We start from the raw sequence: 17,790 nt of genomic DNA on the forward strand, positions 1-17,790 counted from the left end.
CAGTTTGGACAAGCACACATAGCACTGAAGAAACAGCCATGAAGTAATCATAGCCAATGCAGTTCTTCTGCTTTGTAAGCCATATCATAATAAGCCTGACGCCGTTTCTCATATAGATCAGGATGCGACTCTTCGATTTCAAGTTCATCCACGTCACAATTTTTCTTTTCCTTAATAATATCAATAAGGAGAGAAACTTCGTTGTCATCCAATTCAAGGATGCCTATACCTTCTGTCTTAACAGCACCGGAATGTGAGACTCCGAGACAAATTTCGTTTTCAATGTCAAACTTCATAACAGTCCAGAATTGATGGTTCGTTATTATTTTGAGTGCAAAATTACGAAATTTTGCCGGTGAAATCAATCTCTATATACGTATAACGAAACAAACATCATGATGTTCTGTAACGCTTATAACACTATACGTATAATAGGCTTCTATAGCTGAAAAGTTCTCAATACCTTTGCCGGAAATTAGAAGTAAATAAGAATGAGTATGATTTTGAATGTCTTTATTTCCTTGTGTGGCGTGGTTTATATATTTTCCTGCGCTGAGATTATTGGCAGTTGGATATTAACAAAAAAGAAACAAGATTTGAGATGGCCATTGAATTTCTCAATCATTCCAATTTTAGCCCCAGTAGCAGCCTATGATAGTATATACTATGCAGATATTATGTATAAGGCGAAAAAGCCTTCATTTGCAAAATATTGGCAAGAATCATTATATATGTGGTTGAAGCATGGCTGTATGTCTATAGACGAATGGGCAAAATTACAAGAAAGAAATGTTAAAGGAATTTGAATAAGATAATCATATTAGATATGAACAACGAAAATGATGATTTCAAGCAGATTGACCGCAAGGTGGTAACAGAAGCTACAATATTAGATATGGAGCTAGACATGTGCCATGATCCTTCAGAAAATAATGAATTACAGGAGTATTATCGTCATCTGCTTTGTAAGTATAATTTGTTTGAAAAGCCGTTTGTGGAGGATGCGTCAGAATCAGACTATCACGAATATACTGAAGAAGACGACATTGCAGTTATTACTTGTGAAAACGAGAAGTATGGATTGTATGACACATTTGAAGACAAATATCTTTTAGAACCAATATACAATTAACTCATAGAAAAGGAGGACTATCATCACATTATCACCAGAACAGGTAATAGGTTTGGTTTCTATGATACTGAATTTAACGCAGCTCCGAGATTTGAACAATACAAGATTGGACGTTCTCTATCTTTCATTAGATTTATGCTTAATGGCAAATGGGGATTTATGGATAAAAACGGAGAACGGACTGACAAAATTGAAGAAGCACGAGCGTACATTAGGAATCCAATGTTTTACATTAGATAGACCAAATTGTATGTGTAATTGATATTTTTCTATAAAAAATCAAAAAAAACACAATTAAGCAATAACTTTTTGACTTAAAATTCAAAGAATTTTATTAATATTGTTCACATATTAGATTACAAGCCACATCTTTATGAATAGAATCCGAAATCTGCTTTTAAGCCTTGTGTTTCCTCTAATGGCATACGGTCAGCAAATCTACGACCATTCAGGTACACTGATAGGGAAATACGAAATTGGGAAAATATACAACCGTTCTGGCTCTTATGAAGGCAAAATAGAGTCAGATAAATGGTATAACCATTATGATAGCTATATAGGCTATATGAAGGATGACAAATTCAACGATCGCTCTGGTAGTTATATAGGTTGTTGCAATAATGGACGTTACTATGACAGAAGCGGTTCATACATAGGCAGCATAAGTAATGGACAAGTTTATGACCGATCAGGTTCTACGATTGGTCGATCAAAAGACGTGTCGAACAACATAGTTGCATTGGTGTTTTTTTACGGAGTTTTCAATTTAAGATAGTTCAAAGTTATGAAAGAAATAAAATGTCCACATTGCCATCAGGTATTCAGTGTTGATGAATCCGAGTATGCAGAACTTCTCAGTCAGGTACGTACCGATTCCTTCAATGAGGAATTGAATCGCAGAATTGCAGAGATGCAGGAAACCAAGGAAGCAGAACGAAAAGCTGCCCTGGCAGAACTGTCTCGTGCAAGTGAAAAGGAGAAGGCAGAAAAGGAAGCCCTTATCCTGTCACTACAACAAAAATTGGAGAGTGCAGAAAAGTCATTGAGCACTCAGGTTGAGTTGGCTGTATCAAAGAAGGTGCAGGAACTGATGACGGCACAGAGTCAGAAGGAACAGCAAATGGCAAAAGCATACGCAGAAAAGGAGGAGCGCCTGAACAACGAGTTAGCAAAGAAAACTAACGAGATAACCGAATTAACTGCAAAAGTTTCAAAGAGTGACACGGAGAAGCAGATGGCTGTTTTGGAGGCAAAACAGAAAGCTCGTGAGGAACTCATGCTTGCAAAGGACAAAGCAAATCAAGAATTACAGCACGCTAAAGAGATGGCCAGTGAGAATCTTCGTGAAAAGGAAAATGAAATTGCTCGTCTGAAGAATGAGGCTGAACTAAATGAGCAGAAGTCAAAGAACAGCGAGATGGCTATTCACGAAAAGTATAAGAATCAGATTATCCAGACAGAAGAGCAGCACAAACGTGAGCTTGAGATGAAGGACGAAGTGATTGCTCAGTACAAGGACTTCAAGGCGAAACTGTCTACCAAGATGATTGGTGAGTCATTGGAAGTGTATTGCAACAACCAATTTGAGACTTTGGTACATCCTTATCTGCCAACAGCTGAGTTTGGGAAGGATAATGATATTGTTGATGGAACCAAAGGTGACTTTGTGTTCCGCGACATCGTTGACGGCATAGAATCAGTATCTATCATGTTTGAGATGAAGAATGAAGCGGATGAAACTCAGGCAAAGCACAAAAACTCCGATTTCTTTAAGAAACTGGATTTGGATCGCACAAAGAAGAACTGCGAATATGCAGTATTGGTATCTCTGCTGGAACTCGACAATGATCTGTACAACAATGGCATCTATGCCGTACCAGGTTATGAAAAGATGTATGTCGTTCGTCCTCAGCAGTTCCTGACCATCATTTCCCTTCTTGTTCAGACAGGCAGAAACACCGTAAAAGTGAAGAAGGAACTTGCAGATGCAAAGAATCGTGAGATTGATGTGACACACTTCGAGGAAAGACTTGAAAACTTCAAGGGAGTATTTGGCAAACACGTTAAAGATGCTGCCTCCCGATACAACAGTGCGCTTGAAGACATAGACAAGGCAATCAAACAACTGCAGAACATGAAGGAAAATCTACGCCTTTGGGTTGATCACCTTTACAAGGCAGAAAACAACTTCGAAGATATCACTATTCGTAAGCTTACCTACAAGAATCCTACAATGAGAGCTAAGCTTGATGAAGCTCGTAAAGCTAATAAAATAGAAGTGATTAACGATTAAGCATATATGATTACTGTTTTCCACGGGACAACCAAACTTTTCAAAGAGTTTCGCCCACAAGATACAATAGGAACTGGTGAAGGTAAGTCGAAGTTCGGATGGGGTACTTATTTAACCTCAGCTTTTGCCACAGCAGTACTTTACAGTGGCAAAGGCCCGGGACGTGAAGCTGCCGGTCATTACGTGTACTCTGTTGAGATTCCTAACCCAGTAACAAACGAATCCAAGTACTTTGTTCTTCATAAGCCAGTGCCAAGTCAGGTTTCCTCACTAGTAGAAAAAGAAATAGGACAGATAAAAGATCGCTCTGCCTTAGAATGGGGTAACGATTTTCGTACAGAGCTTGAAACCATGCTTTTTATTAGAGAATATGGTCGAAAGCCAAAGGGTAAGAGTGAAGTGGGAACAGCACAGAAACTTTGTGCCGACTGGTTCTACAAGCATGGCATCATCGGAATTGCCTGGCCACAAGGCAAATGGCCACAACGTGGTCTAATGATGCCTGTAGAGAATCTGAATGTCGCAATGTTCCATGGCAGTGACATACACATCACAAAGGTAGAGCGTGTAGAGGTGGAGTTCAAGGCAAAAAGCAAGAACACTCCTGATAAGGTCACCTGCATTGAGAAGAAGAATTCCGAGAGAATAACAATAGATATTGACGCTTTATAAAATATATGGCAAGAACAAGTGTAAGACATCTGATAGAGGAGTTCTATCCTCAGTATTACAAGTGGGAGTCCTATCCAGCAGAGGATTGCGTAGTATTTTGTTCTACTCATGAAGAATGGGGAGTACTGGGCAATATGGCTGCTACTCCTATAACCATTGACGGTGTGAAGTTTAAGAGTGCCGAACATATCTTTCAGATGATGAAGTTCAACGATCCTCAGTATGTCCTGAGGGTTTGGAATGGTATTACTGCCCCTGGCAAGAAGAGTAACTTCATAAAGATGACAGCCAAGAGCTATGAGCCTGATCATCGTCGCACTGATTGGGGCAGCATGATAGTTGATGCCTTGAAGTTTGCCATGCAGCAGAAGTACGAGCAATGCGAAGCATTCCGTAACGAGCTGGAGCGAAGCAAGGGCAAGATTATTGTAGAGCAACAGGCTAACCCTAAGAAACCTGCCGACACCTGGAGCGCAAAACTCGAAGGCGACAAGTGGGTAGGTTCAAATCTCACAGGCAGATTGCTCATGGAACTCCGTAACAACGGCAAACTGGAGTACAACCTGCCAAAAGATGCTCTGGAGTTTATACGTATAATAAAGGAATCATAATATACCACCTGTTACAGGTATCATAATTGGTCTGACAAATTTCATATCTACACTAATTAACACCCAAATATACGAAAATTATGGCAAGTTACGCACAAATTAATCGTAAAGTTATGATGGACACTGTACATCAGTGCCAGACAAATCCCGAACTTCAAGATGCTATATGGCATTCCATTAAAAACCAGCAGATTGTAAAGCATGGTTATGACCTTGAGTATGTAAACATACAAGAACATAAAACTCAGTTCGTCATCTCAGGCAAGAGAACCTTTGAAGCCGCAAAGGCCTATAGGGGGAGAAAAGTCGCAGTGTTGAACTTCGCCAATAACCATAGTATTGGCGGTGCTCCATTCAGTGCTGGCGCTCAGGAAGAGTCATTATGCCGCTGCTCAACGCTTTATCCTTGCCTGCAGGCTATGAAGGAGGAATTCTACGACAGACATCGCATAGCGTATGAGAAAGGCGAAATGAATTATATGGGCAATGATGACCTGATTTATACACCATGTGTTGTCGTTTTTAAGTCTGACGAGCTTACAGACCCTATATATCCAAAGATGACGAATGAATGGTTCGAGGTGGATGTCATTACCTGCGCTGCTCCAGAATTGTGGCATGGCAACCGTATGCCATCAGATTATGAAGCTCAGATAACTTCACGCATAAAGCAGATTCTTGATGCGGCTGCAGTACTGGCGAACGCAGACGTTCTTGTCCTCGGTGCTTGGGGCTGTGGCGCGTTCAGAAATCCGGCAGACATCGTGGCACGAGTATTCCGCGAACAACTTAAGAATTACAATTTCGCCATTGTAGAATACGCGCTTTCACATCGTGGGGATTTGAGCAATAACAGCTTTGCGCGTGCTCTGATGAATACCTGCGATTCTGCCAAGAAGCCCAATAGCGAGTACAACCGCAAATATACAGACAATCACATCAGCAGCCTGCTCCCTAATCAGGTGTTCGTTTTTGGAAGTAATATCAAAGGAAAGCATGGTGGTGGCGCAGCAAGATTAGCCCACCAAAGATTCGGAGCAGAATATGGTGTTGGTGAAGGCATGACAGGTCAATGCTATGCTATTCCTACCATGGAAGGAGGCACCAGTTATATTGGTGAGAAAGTGGAGGAATTTATCTCTTATGCATTAGCTCATCCTGAAAAGGAATTCCTTGTGACAAAAATTGCCTGTGGCAGCGCAGGATTCTCCATAGAAGAAATTGCACCTCTGTTTGCAGATGCAATAAGTGTAAGAAACATAATACTGCCAAAAGAATTCGTTGATGTGATAGAAAAGAAAAGGTTCATCTGACATTTCGAGTGATTACCACTTATTGCTGCATGGTGTGTGTATATTACCTTCATTGCCGCTCATGATTATTCACCTTATCAGTGGTGTAGATATATTCGGAGACTATGACAGATATATAAGGATCTCTTTTAAGGATAAAATCTATAAGACATCACTCCATATTTGGGATGAGCCAAAAGAAAGCACAATTATGATACTATTTCATGGTTCGCCATTCTTGTTTGACAAGTTTGACCTTAGTGGTGCAGGAGAAGGAACCGGCATCAAATTTGGTTTTGGAGTTTATCTGACAGAGGTAGAAGCTTCGGCAGTACACTATTCACAACCTCGTAACCTGGAGCTAATGCCCGAGCACTATCTCTACACGGTTGAGATTCCTGAGTTGACAGAGGGCAATCACCTCGCATCAGCCCTTCCTGTTTCTCCTATTATAATAAATAAGGCGGAGGCAAAGCTTGGGGTAAGTGCTCCCGAGAAGGTGAAGGCGCAGGGCAAGGAGTTCCGTAAATGGGTAGGCATGACGTTTACTGGAGCAAAGAAGAATGGCTTTGCTTCGGAGAAGGCTGCAGCAGAACTGTTAAACAGCCTTGGAGTACTCTATAATGTATGGCCAACAGCGATGACAAAGCCTGATGGTCCGAAGAACATTGCTGTATTTGATGCTACCAATGTGCGCATCATCAAGCGTGAGCGTATTGAGATTGAGAACAAGTGTAAGAAGTGGGTGTTAACAAGTAGAAAAGAAGTTTGATTATGGCATATTCATCTGTAAAGCCAAAACCAAGTATTATGCAATATGGATATTGATATTCTAATTGAAATTGACAAATTCCCACCATACGATCACTCACCTTTTGATCCGTACAAAGATACAATAAGCGTATGCAAGGAAACCTATATTAAAATTATGAGTCTACTTGAAAAAGTGCCATTTTTAAAAGCTCGTAATTTTTTGCTTTCATTTTGCTGCATTCTATGGTAGTAATTGTCCCGTAAAGACGATTTATAGTCATAAAACACAAAAAAAATAGGGAGATTTTCTTATTATGGGTTGGATAAATGTCAACAAATATAGTATAATGCATCATATAATCAAAATTAAAAGTTATGAATAAAATTATTAATTCTCCTACTGAAATTTCAAAGAAGGAAGGCTGGATGGTATTCCTTGCAGGGCCTATGAAAGCCTCGCCTCGTGGTTGGCGTAATAAACTGGTGAAGGCTGCGGGCGAGATGGGTATGGACGGTGTGACTTTCCTTAGTCCTCGTTTCACTACTATGCACCAGCCTTCTAATCAGGTGCAGTGGGAAACCCAAGGTCTGCGCATGTGCGACGTTGCTCTCTTCTGGATTCCGAATAAAGATCCTAAGGCAGAGCTTGGTCATCGTGTCTATGCCGAGACTACCAAGATGGAATTGGCAGAGAACATTGCTCGTGGCAAAAAGATAATCCTTGGCATCGACTCAGAAATAGCCGGAACTCGTCACATGAAGTTCCTCGCCAAGCGTTATGGTATTAAGAAAGTACATACCTCTATGGAGGGTTGTCTTGAGGAATTGAAGGGATGGATAGACCGCCCACAACAAGAGCATACGCTCGAAGCACCTTTGTTTGACTCCGAGGAAGCATTGGCAAAGCACCCTGAGTTTGTGGATATGCTTGCTATGAACCAGACTATCATGGAGCGTTGGAATCGCGTTGTTGCTCCTGGTGATAAGGTAAAGATTGATGGTGAGATGCCCGATTCGTGGTGGATGAAACTGATAAATGGGAAAATAGAATAAAAAGAATGCGAAAGGACAAATACTACATAGAGCTTACAGAAAGAATCGTGATGAGATTATCCGTTTGCTTCGCAGTATAGGACGAGAAGGTATAGAATTGAGCATCTTGATGCGAACAATTACTTTACCTATGCAGCTTCTAAGGCTCGTTGGGTTAGGGTCATGTCAACCATTTCTGTATAGTGGAATCGAAAAAACATTTCACTTGCGGATTGAAAAAAATCGAAAAGAGTGAATCCTGGTTTGTTAACTGTCAACCACCCAATTATATTGACAGTACAAGCCACACAATTAACATTTCATCTATATGAACAGAATTACATTAAAACAGTACAACAATTCACTCTCAGTAGCTAACCTCTCACGTCAGGAGTCTCTTGACCCTCAGTCGCTCAACCTCTTGACTTACTCAGGTCCGAAAGATACTTGCCAAGGTGTTGCTACTGGCAGACTCGGCAATATGGCTGGTGGATTCCACTTTAACCTTTTGGGTGTCAAGTGGTACGGAACAGAGCACCTCTACCTCTGTGGCGAGTGGAGCACCGAAGGCAGGCGTTCTGTAGAGATCCAGGAGTACATCCGTAAGATGGCTTCAGGAGTCTACGCCAAGCGTTGCTCGAAGGCTAAGTATAAGGCTGAGATCCGTACTGACTTCACCTCCTTCCGTTATGACTGGATGCTTTGGTGCGTTTGGCAGAAGTGTCTGTTAAACAGAGAGTTTGCGATGCTCCTTCGCAGTATACCAGAAGATACAGTCATAGTTGAAGTGGTCAAGAACGACCCTGTCTGGGCGGCTTATCCCGATTCGGAAGGCATCATCCGTGGTGGCAATGCCATGGGCAAGATCCTCACCATCTGCCGCCATTGTCTAATCACAGGCACCGAACCTGACATCAACCGTCAGCTCCTTAACGAAGTCGGCATCTACATCCTTGGCAACAGAGTTGAGTTCTAATCGAACTTCTCTGTTCCGACCCAAACTTACTCATTGGGACTTTACTATATTCTCTTTTAATCACTTTAAAACTCATTTATATGGTTTGGACATTAGCACTTTCAACTTATCTCAACGATGCTCCATGGGAGAATGGAGCCACAAAAGCAGAACTTATCGATTATGCAGAGCGCACAGGTGCTCCATCAGTAGTAATCGAGAATCTCCAGGAGATAGAATACGAAGATGATCTCTTCTATTCCATCGAAGACATTTGGGAAGACATCCCAACAACAGATGACGAATTCGGCTGGAAAGAAGACGAGAATTGATTAAAGAAAGAATAGAATGAAATTATTCAGAATTAATCTCCTGTTATTAACTTTTTATCCTTTATTAATTATGTTTGGAAGTAATAGAATTTCAGTTTACAGAGGTTACTCTACGTGTGGCACTCCTGCATACACCATTGAAGGTAACAAAATATACCGCGGCTACTCAACATGTGGCACACCAGCTTTCACGATTGATGGCAACAGAGTTTACGATGGTTATTCCACCTGTGGAACTCCTGCATACACCATCGATGGAAACAGAGTGTATCGCGGCTACTCAACTTGCGGAACGCCGGCATATACCATAGATGGCAACAAGGTCTATGACGGTTACTCTACGTGTGGCACTCCTGCATTTACATTAGTGTAGATTTGTTTTTATAGAACATTTCGATTGGGTTGCTGTCTATCTTTCAGTTGTTATCCTGAGCAGGAGTATTTGTTCTTAAAAGTGCGATTTGACTTCGTCTTCTTCCTTCGCGCCTCGGGATAGTCTGAGTAAACTCAGCCTCTCCTCTCGGCTTGTCGTCAGTTCTCACCAAGCCAAAGCAAACAAGTTTCCTTTGGTCTTCCGGCTTAACGAAATCGTTGGAACTATACCCATTAGCCCTCAGTATCACGGTCACTGTCTGACGACATACCTCAGTAATGGGTATAAAAACAAGGCATTCAGAGCTGTTACACAAGGACACTCTCCGAGATGACTCTCACAGAGAGAAAGGCTGTATCAGTAAAAGGACTACCAGAGGCAGTGCTTCGTTAGATGTACACAACCCTTTATTTTGATTTCAAGTCTGAATAAGACATTCTAAAAGATGTTTCAAATATGAATAAAACAGTACTTAATGACTATCGTAAAGCACCCGGACGTGCTGCAGATGACAACATACGCCTGATCGAGGCTGCAGGAAAGAGCATATATTTCCTGGAACGCACATGCCTTGACAACATGATTAACCGTGCTATCAGCTCACCAATTGCAGTAGCTGAGACCAAGGAAGAAATCATCGATTTTTGTCGTAGAATGTATGGTGACGACATCCCGTTCGATGACAACGGCAAGACACCGACCATACAGATACCTATGGGCGAAGCATGTTTCCAGATAACGACGGTTGCTTGTCTGAAGCAGGAAATAAACAACACTTATAACAGACAGTTAGTGTTTACTGAATAACTTATAACTCCCAGGCAATTAAGTTTATATAACATTATTTAGTTGTTTAACAAAAAAAATAAATGGTTCATCCGACATTTTGAGTGATTATCATGACTTTGACTGATTTTACTTCACAGATTATTTGTTGGTGTCACTCCATATTTCTGATGAACCTTAATTGGTTTAGCAAGAAAGGTTGGCATGTTGAACCGATTGATATGAACACCAACAAGCAACAGTCGTATTCATTTCTGTTAAGTCGAGAAAACACCACAGACAAAGATTTGGGTAGCATGTTTAATTAAACTATACGTATAACCTAATTGGCATTTTTAACAGTATCATGTAACTTTGCATCTCCAATTAAAAGATTTATGAAATGAACAAGAAAAAAACATTAAGTGTATTAGGTACTGGTTCCTTCGCTTTTGATACTATCGTCAAAAGAGAATACCCAGATGGTTTTATTCCAGGCAAAAGAAACAGATTTGTAGAGAAGGTGGTTATGGAGGAAATAGGCAGTAACCCTGGTAATGTCATGTGCATCCTAGGTTATTTGGGATGGCATTCCTGTCCTATAGCTCTGTTTGATGATAGTGCTCAGGGAGTACAGATGACCAAAGACTTCCTTCGCTATGGCTGTGATACTCGTTTTGTCAACAATAGTCCTGATGGTGGAACGAACTGCCTGAAGGTAATCCATTGCCTTGATGAAGAAGGTCGTCCAACTCGTAAGTTTTCAAAGCGTCATGCACCAGGAAGCGGTTTTCCTCGTGATAAGGCATTTACTGTGAAGGGAAATGATGCTACTTTACCTTTATTTATCAAAAGCCTTGATTTTCTGCCAGATGTGTATTTCTACGAGGGAGTAACTGCTGCATGGCGAGAACTTGGTAAATATATGCGAGAAAAAGGTGTTTTGGTCTATTACGAGGTTCAAAGTACAAGAGGTAACGATTTCTCTAAATTCATGAAATGCATGAAGGAGAGTGATATTGTGAAGTTCTCTGACGAAACTATCCAAAACGTTGATTTTGTTGACGAATTAAAGGATAAACTTATTATCCAGACACTTGGATCCAAAGGCGTGCGATTCAATCTCAGAGGTGAGGGGTGGATAGAACTACCACCTGTATTGAATGAAAATGTTGTTGACACAGAAGGCTGTGGAGACTGGACAACAGCCACTTTAATCAACGCTTTAGGTAAAAGAGGGTTATTGAAGCCTACGGATTTCACCGCAGAGTTGATTAGTGAGTGCCTTATGGAAGCACAGGGGTACGCTTCGCGCAATGCCAGTTTCCTTGGAACAAAAGGAGCGATAGCAGTAGATGAATCATTCAACCTTCAACCAAGTGACTATGTAAACACTGATAATCAATAGATTAATAGCATAACGCAAACTATGAACACTATAGAACTTACACCAGATAATTATAAAGATCATTTTCCTACCGAACTCATAGCTTGCACCTATGCATATTCTGGAGCTATGGGGGAAGGAGGACGAATACAATTTATGGATAAGAAAGGTAAATTGTACCATCTGAATTATTGCTATGGTCCACATGAATGGGATGATGACATCTTAAATGAAATATTTCCTTTTGACAAATGTACACCTGGCATTATTGATTCTGGCGGTGCACCAGAATATTGGAATACATACTATATGGGAGCAGGAAACTTCCTTTACATACACGATTCTATCTTAGAAGCATTTGAAAAGAGAAAACAAAATATTGATTGCTTACTCTATAGAGATTGGGAGACTATAGTAAAATCAATAGTAGAAGTTACAAAGCGGTAAACACAAAGATAATAAGAAAATCTTTTCCTTTACAACGTTCATTTCTTCTTGGGATAAACGGTGCAATAAATCTCCAGTTTAATCTGGGGTTTTATTTTTTTGTACGTATGACTGACTAACAAATCCTCCCTTAATGATCATCAAAACTATGGACGCAAAAGAAAAAGTATTGTCAACAATGAAAGAAGCAGGTCAGCCTATCAACGCAGGTAGAATAGCAGAACTCAGCGGTCTCGACAGAAAAGATAAACTTCAGGAATATCAGATTGCATATCGACGTTGAACTATCACGGAATACATATTATCACTACAAGATGTAAATAAAGAACAGATATTATAACTGCTCACATTGTCGTTTAAACGTGGCTAAGTCAAAAGCATCACATAATCACGGTATTTTAGTCGCAAAATTTTAAAAAAGGTATGCATATTCTTGTTGCTCCGTCACATTACTTGTATCTTTGCATAAAAAAATAGCTGATACATGAATAAGAAAAAGATAACGGCAACTATACTTCTTATTTTTTCAACGATAACCAATGCAACAGGACAGACAGATAGCATTGCCATAGACAGCATTCAACATAGCCATACCCTGCAAGACGTAACGGTAAAGGCGAGGAATGGGGGCAGGTCCTTGCATCGCATCACCAATACAGAGATTATAGGGAAGGGGGAACTGATACGAGCAGCTTGCTGTAACCTTGGGGAATCGTTTACCACAAACCCATCGGTGGATGTGTCATATAGCGATGCTGCAACAGGAGCAAGACAGATTAAACTGCTGGGACTCAGTGGCACATATGTACAGATGCTCACAGAGAACATGCCCAATCTCAGAGGGGCATCAATCCCCTACTCTCTTGGCTATGTGCCTGGACCATGGATGCAGAGCATACAGGTGAGCAAAGGGGCATCGAGCGTAAAGAACGGCTATGAGAGCACTACGGGGCAGATTAATGTAGAGTTTCTAAAGCCTCAAGGCACTGATGGGGTTAGGGCGAACGCATATCTTGACAGCGACCTGAAACAGGAGGTTAACATAGACGGAAGCATACATGTCACAGAGAAGCTATCTACCAGCGCACTACTCCATTTCGAGAACAGGCAGACAGACCACGACGACAACGGAGATGGCTTTATAGACATGCCTAAACTACAGCAGTTCAACAGCATGTGGCGCATGGCTTATGTGTCGCCCACATGGATAAGCCAGTTGAGCATCAAGGCTCTGCATGACGAGCGGACGAGTGGGATGAGCCATCACGTCCATCATCATGCAGATGTGGAGTTTTATGGGATAGAAGTAACTACCAACCGCTTTGAGGCGCAATGGAAGAATGGATTTACCCTCAATACAGACCATAACACTTCGCTCGCACTCATGCTTAACGGTTCAATACATGATGCCGAAAACTTGTTTGGGAAAACCATGTATGATGTCAACCAAAAGAACGGATATGCGCAACTGATGTTTGAGACAGACATGGCTCATGACCACAACTTGAGCATAGGAGCGTCTGTAAACCACGACACCTATAGTCAAAGTCTTGAGCTGTTCAATCCTATAGAGGGCGAAGAGGGCAACCTCTTTGGAAATCCTCACGAAACGACTTATGGTCTGTATGCACAATATACATATAAATATGGTGACAAACTGACTATCATGCCAGGCGTAAGGTGGGACTACTCCACTGAGCATGGTGAGTTCTGGACTCCACGCCTCCACATAAAATATTCTCCCTGGGAGTATCTCACATTGCGCGCTTCTGCAGGAAAGGGCTTCCGTTTGCCACATGCCTTGGCTGAGAATGTGTCTTTATTGGCAAGCGGAAAGACATTCATAGCATACGATAAGCTAAAACAGGAGGAGGCTTGGAACATGGGCATGTCTGCATCGTTACGTCTGCCGATAGCCGACAAAGACCTCGAGGTAAATATCGACTATTATTACACAGACTTCCAAAACCAGTTGATTATAAATCCTGACGGAGCTGCTGGCTCCAATACCTTCGCATTTGAGAACCTCTCTGGCAAGAGCTATACTCATGCTGCACAGATAGATGCCACCTACCCTCTCTTCGACGGGTTTATCGCTACAGGAGCATTCAGGTATATAGACTCCCGTACCACTTACGACGGTACACTTCGCAGGCGTCCGCTCACCTCACGCTATAAGGCATTGCTCACCATGGGATATAAGACTCCTCTTGAACTGTGGCATTTTGACATAACTGGCAGCATAAACGGTGGAGGTGAGCTATATGACCGCAGCCGCTATCCAGCCTACTTCCAGTTGCAGGCACAGATAACACGGGAGTTTCGTCACTTCGACTTATATATAGGCGGAGAGAACCTCACCAACTATACTATAGACAATGCTGTCCGCAGCGCATCAAATCCTTGGCAATCATCATTCGATGCTACGCAAATATGGGGACCTTTGAATGGTGCAATGGGATATATTGGAATAAGGTTAAAGGTATAAAAGCTTTGAAGGGTTTGAAAACTTTGAAAGGTTAAGAGTAATAACAATAATGAAAACAAGAACAATGAAAAAGATTATCATCACCATGGCATTAGCGATTGTCTCCATAACGACATTCGCACAGAAAGCAAAGTCGGCAGACACTCTGCAGATAACCACAACTCCACAAATGCACTGTTCTAACTGCGAGAAGAAAATCAAAGGCAACATACGTTTTGTAAAGGGAGTCAAGAAGATTGACACATCAATTTCCAACCAGACTGTGACAATAGTGTATGAACCTAAGAAAAGCAACTACCAGGACTTCGTCAAGGCTTTTGAAAACATTGGTTATAGCATAGAGAAAGTGAGCAACAAGAAATGACGGAAAAGGCATTCCGACTATCGCTACCCATACGTGGGCTTATTTGTTTTTGGGATTCTAAAACGGACTCCTCGCATCGTTCATGGGATATGCCGTATAGAGAAGCCCGAGTATGGCAATGACTGTATAACACAGTTCGATGGAATTCATTGCACTCACCATGCTTTATGTTAGTTTCCCGCTGATTGCGGCATTGACGATGGAATATCCGACACGAAGAGATGGAGTTCGTTGCCATATACATATTTATAGCCATATCCATAAATGACTACATGCGCAACAAGTCAAGCAGGATGTAAGGCTAATTGGGCATCAGCTCCACTCCCTTATACCTCATCTGCATCGATGAATACCCTCACTTTGGATGTATTGCTGGTTAGAAGTGTCCTATTTTCCTCATCCTTGTCGTACTTCTCCAGGACTCATTCCAAATTCATCTTTAAAACATTTGGAAAAATAAGATGGTGAAGTAAAGCCGGTATCATAAGCAATCTCTGATATTGACAGATCTGTTGTTTTCAAGAGATGCCTTCCTTTTTCCACTCTTGATTTTCTCAACAATTCAACTGGTGACATACCTGTAAGAGCCTTAACCTTGCGATATAGTTGTACACGACTCATACCAATCTCTTCACCAATACGCTCTACGCTGAAATCCGAGTTCGAAAGATTTTGCTGAATGGTATCACGCAATCGTTTAATGAATGTATTGTCAGACGTCTGTAACTGTTCATCTATATTTTCAATGACTTGTGACGAGCTATCAGCAACATTCTCTGCAAATACCTTGCGAAGAGTTTTTCGTGTAGACAGAAGATTACATATTCGGGCCAATAACACCTGAGCCGAGAAAGGTTTGGTGAGATAAGCATCAGCTCCATGTGCATATCCTTCCACCCTATGCTCCTCCAATGTACGTGCTGTCAACATAAGAACGGGAATGTGACAGGTGACGGAGTCGTTTTTTATCATGCGACACATCTCCAAACCATCCATCACAGGCATCATCACATCGCTGACTATAAGATCTGGTACGAGCATTTTCGCTTTCTTCAGTCCCATTTCTCCGTTATCCGCCAATGTTACTCGATACATATCCTGCAGAATAGTTTTCAGCAGTTCCCTAATATCAGCATTGTCATCCACTACTAACACTTCTGGTTTTTCAACTGTAGTTTCATCGATTAAATCATACTTAACCAAATCATCAGTTGAGGGAGCTATTGGTAAAGTATCATTACCTATAGCTTTAGGTTCATCAATGCCTATTTTTCTGAAATCAAGAATCTCATCTACCAATTTTAACAAATTACCAAGATTGCGATGCATCATATCAACAAGCTGTCTCTGTTCCTTCTTTAATGATGTATCACATTTCAGCTGTTCTACTGGTCCGGAAATCAAAGTTAGTGGAGTGCGAAGTTGGTGTCCCACATTTGTGAAGGAAACCATTCTAGCATCCGCCATATCTTCCAGTTGCTTGTAAAGTTTATGTTGTTCTGTATTACGTTCTTCTAATTTATTATTAACTATTTTTAGTTGATAGTTGAGTCTTGTTTTAACAAGGTATGAACGATAAACAAGCAAAGCCAGTAATATAACAAGAATAACAAGGATAGTAAAGAAAGTAATCACCTTACGCTGCACATTTACCTGCGAGAAATAAACGTCTATCTTGCCCTTAAGCATCTCAATATCAACATTTGTTCTCTCTAATTCTTTGTATTGCGTCAGCATCAAGTCTGCATTACTTTTGTCAACAATAGCCGATTGAAGCAGGTTAATACGTTCAAATGATTGCCCTTCAAGTATCTTCTTGGCAAGTCGCATTAGTTCTATTCCCTGCGTAGGATATATATAGGATGCCCTAAGAATGCCCTTCTGAACAAGTTCGATTCCACCGCCAGGTGTTGGCAGAGCATCAACTCCATAATAAATAATATTATTTATTCCATGAGACATAGCAACCCTACGAGCACCAATCGCCAAACGGTCGTTATGACCAAAAAGACAGTCTATATGACCATCATACTTTAGGAGAACTTCCTCCATTGCTTTCTCTCCGCTCTTTTCTGTCCAATCACCCAGCTCAGAGGAAATCACACGAATTCTAGGATACTGTTTTAAAGCGTCTATGAATCCATTGTGTCGTTCAATGGCAGGCGAGGATCCTTTAAGACCTGTAATCTCTACTAAAGTGCCAGCTCCCTTCATATGATCTGCGATTAATTTTCCCATGGTCTGCCCTATGTTATAATTATCTGCACCCATGAAAGCGGTGAATTTATCGCTATTTGTCTTTCTATCAAATAATATAATCGGAATACCACGGTCATATGCTTTATCAAGAACATCCGTTACTTTATTAGTAGAGTTAGGAACAACAATAAGCAAATTTACTTTCTTATCGACAAATTCTTGTATTTGCTGTATCTGAAGTTGATCACTGTCATCAGCAGACATTAACTCCAAATTGATATTATCAAAAATATAACTACCCATCTCTAATTCCTTATTTTGTTTGTATCGCCATATATCCTCACTACATTGCGATATACCAACAAAATATGGGCTACCAGGTTTGCTACATCCACTCAATAAGAATAGAAAAGCAAAACTGATAGAAAAACGTATCAATTTATTGGTATAAAGATTACAGGTTAATTTCATAGGTCATCATATAAGTTTTCTAATGCAAAAATACAAAATTAATCTTATATAACAAAATATAATAAAAAAATATATAGAATAAATCTCAGAATATAACAAAAAACGGGCTCCGAAGACATTCGTCCTCGGAGCCCTGATAAAAGAAGGCGGCTACCTACTCTCCCGCATTGCATTGCAGTACCATCGGCGATGGCGGGCTTAACTTCTCTGTTCGGACTTCCAAG

The 17,790-nt window shown here is 40.9% G+C and carries 20 protein-coding genes and 1 pseudogene; 19 read left to right on the top strand and 2 right to left on the bottom strand.

Features of this window, described 5'->3' with window-relative positions:
* Positions 1-47 precede the first annotated feature (47 nt).
* On the bottom strand, positions 48-296 hold the full coding sequence (locus CIL02_RS03715) for a hypothetical protein (protein ID WP_094399179.1): 249 nt from the start codon (positions 294-296) through the stop codon (positions 48-50).
* Positions 297-491: 195 nt separating this feature from the next.
* Between CIL02_RS03715 and CIL02_RS03720 the strand changes: the two genes are divergently transcribed.
* From CIL02_RS03720 to CIL02_RS03790, 19 genes and pseudogenes are all read left to right on the top strand, one after another.
* A complete protein-coding gene (locus CIL02_RS03720) occupies positions 492-806 on the top strand; it encodes a hypothetical protein (protein WP_094399181.1) in 315 nt (104 codons plus the stop codon).
* A 20-nt stretch (positions 807-826) separates the two neighbouring features.
* Positions 827-1,132 carry a hypothetical protein gene (locus tag CIL02_RS03725; protein WP_141210116.1) on the top strand — a complete coding sequence of 102 codons (306 nt, stop codon included), beginning with the start codon at positions 827-829 and terminating at the stop codon, positions 1,130-1,132.
* A gap of 418 nt (positions 1,133-1,550) precedes the next feature.
* Positions 1,551-1,907 carry a 5-fold beta-flower protein gene (locus CIL02_RS16930; protein ID WP_371588908.1) on the top strand — a complete coding sequence of 119 codons (357 nt, stop codon included), beginning with the start codon at positions 1,551-1,553 and terminating at the stop codon, positions 1,905-1,907.
* Between the two features lie 9 nt (positions 1,908-1,916).
* Positions 1,917-3,425 (top strand): DUF2130 domain-containing protein, encoded by a 1,509-nt coding sequence (locus tag CIL02_RS03730; RefSeq protein WP_094399185.1) that lies wholly within the window; start codon positions 1,917-1,919, stop codon positions 3,423-3,425.
* A gap of 6 nt (positions 3,426-3,431) precedes the next feature.
* Positions 3,432-4,097, top strand: a complete 666-nt coding sequence (locus CIL02_RS03735; RefSeq protein ID WP_094399187.1) for a hypothetical protein — start codon at positions 3,432-3,434, stop codon at positions 4,095-4,097.
* A 5-nt stretch (positions 4,098-4,102) separates the two neighbouring features.
* Positions 4,103-4,708 (top strand): NADAR family protein, encoded by a 606-nt coding sequence (locus CIL02_RS03740; RefSeq protein ID WP_094399189.1) that lies wholly within the window; start codon positions 4,103-4,105, stop codon positions 4,706-4,708.
* A gap of 113 nt (positions 4,709-4,821) precedes the next feature.
* Positions 4,822-5,505, top strand: a pseudogene (locus CIL02_RS16640) (TIGR02452 family protein); the annotation flags it as partial.
* Positions 5,506-5,580: 75 nt separating this feature from the next.
* A complete protein-coding gene (locus CIL02_RS16645) occupies positions 5,581-6,021 on the top strand; it encodes a hypothetical protein (RefSeq protein WP_240513518.1) in 441 nt (146 codons plus the stop codon).
* 190 nt (positions 6,022-6,211) lie between these two features.
* On the top strand, positions 6,212-6,772 hold the full coding sequence (locus tag CIL02_RS03750; protein WP_141210117.1) for a hypothetical protein: 561 nt from the start codon (positions 6,212-6,214) through the stop codon (positions 6,770-6,772).
* Between the two features lie 356 nt (positions 6,773-7,128).
* Positions 7,129-7,806, top strand: a complete 678-nt coding sequence (locus tag CIL02_RS03755; RefSeq protein ID WP_094399195.1) for a nucleoside 2-deoxyribosyltransferase domain-containing protein — start codon at positions 7,129-7,131, stop codon at positions 7,804-7,806.
* Positions 7,807-8,113: 307 nt separating this feature from the next.
* Positions 8,114-8,761, top strand: coding sequence for an NADAR family protein (locus tag CIL02_RS03760; protein ID WP_094399197.1), 648 nt, complete (start codon positions 8,114-8,116; stop codon positions 8,759-8,761).
* Between the two features lie 80 nt (positions 8,762-8,841).
* Positions 8,842-9,072 (top strand): DUF2795 domain-containing protein, encoded by a 231-nt coding sequence (locus CIL02_RS03765; RefSeq protein ID WP_094399200.1) that lies wholly within the window; start codon positions 8,842-8,844, stop codon positions 9,070-9,072.
* Positions 9,073-9,142: 70 nt separating this feature from the next.
* The gene (locus CIL02_RS15980; protein WP_141210118.1) at positions 9,143-9,445 is read left to right on the top strand and encodes a hypothetical protein; all 303 of its coding nucleotides are present in this window, start codon (positions 9,143-9,145) and stop codon (positions 9,443-9,445) included.
* Between the two features lie 456 nt (positions 9,446-9,901).
* Positions 9,902-10,252: a hypothetical protein gene (locus tag CIL02_RS03770; RefSeq protein ID WP_094399202.1), complete on the top strand. Its 351-nt coding sequence runs from the start codon at positions 9,902-9,904 to the stop codon at positions 10,250-10,252.
* A gap of 361 nt (positions 10,253-10,613) precedes the next feature.
* Complete coding sequence (locus CIL02_RS03775) at positions 10,614-11,618, top strand: hypothetical protein (protein WP_094399204.1); 1,005 nt, start codon at positions 10,614-10,616, stop codon at positions 11,616-11,618.
* A gap of 21 nt (positions 11,619-11,639) precedes the next feature.
* Entirely contained in the window at positions 11,640-12,044 is a 405-nt protein-coding gene (locus CIL02_RS03780) for a hypothetical protein (RefSeq protein WP_094399206.1), read from the top strand.
* Positions 12,045-12,192: 148 nt separating this feature from the next.
* Positions 12,193-12,327 (top strand): hypothetical protein, encoded by a 135-nt coding sequence (locus CIL02_RS16850; protein WP_256387548.1) that lies wholly within the window; start codon positions 12,193-12,195, stop codon positions 12,325-12,327.
* Between the two features lie 201 nt (positions 12,328-12,528).
* The gene (locus tag CIL02_RS03785) at positions 12,529-14,532 is read left to right on the top strand and encodes a TonB-dependent siderophore receptor (protein ID WP_094399208.1); all 2,004 of its coding nucleotides are present in this window, start codon (positions 12,529-12,531) and stop codon (positions 14,530-14,532) included.
* Positions 14,533-14,581: 49 nt separating this feature from the next.
* On the top strand, positions 14,582-14,896 hold the full coding sequence (locus CIL02_RS03790; RefSeq protein WP_240513516.1) for a heavy-metal-associated domain-containing protein: 315 nt from the start codon (positions 14,582-14,584) through the stop codon (positions 14,894-14,896).
* Between the two features lie 396 nt (positions 14,897-15,292).
* On the opposite strand, the gene CIL02_RS03795 is transcribed toward CIL02_RS03790, so the two are convergent.
* Entirely contained in the window at positions 15,293-17,566 is a 2,274-nt protein-coding gene (locus tag CIL02_RS03795; protein WP_094399210.1) for a substrate-binding domain-containing protein, read from the bottom strand.
* Positions 17,567-17,790: the final 224 nt, after the last annotated feature.

The organism is Prevotella sp. P3-122 (assembly GCF_002251365.1).
GTDB lineage: Bacteria > Bacteroidota > Bacteroidia > Bacteroidales > Bacteroidaceae > Prevotella.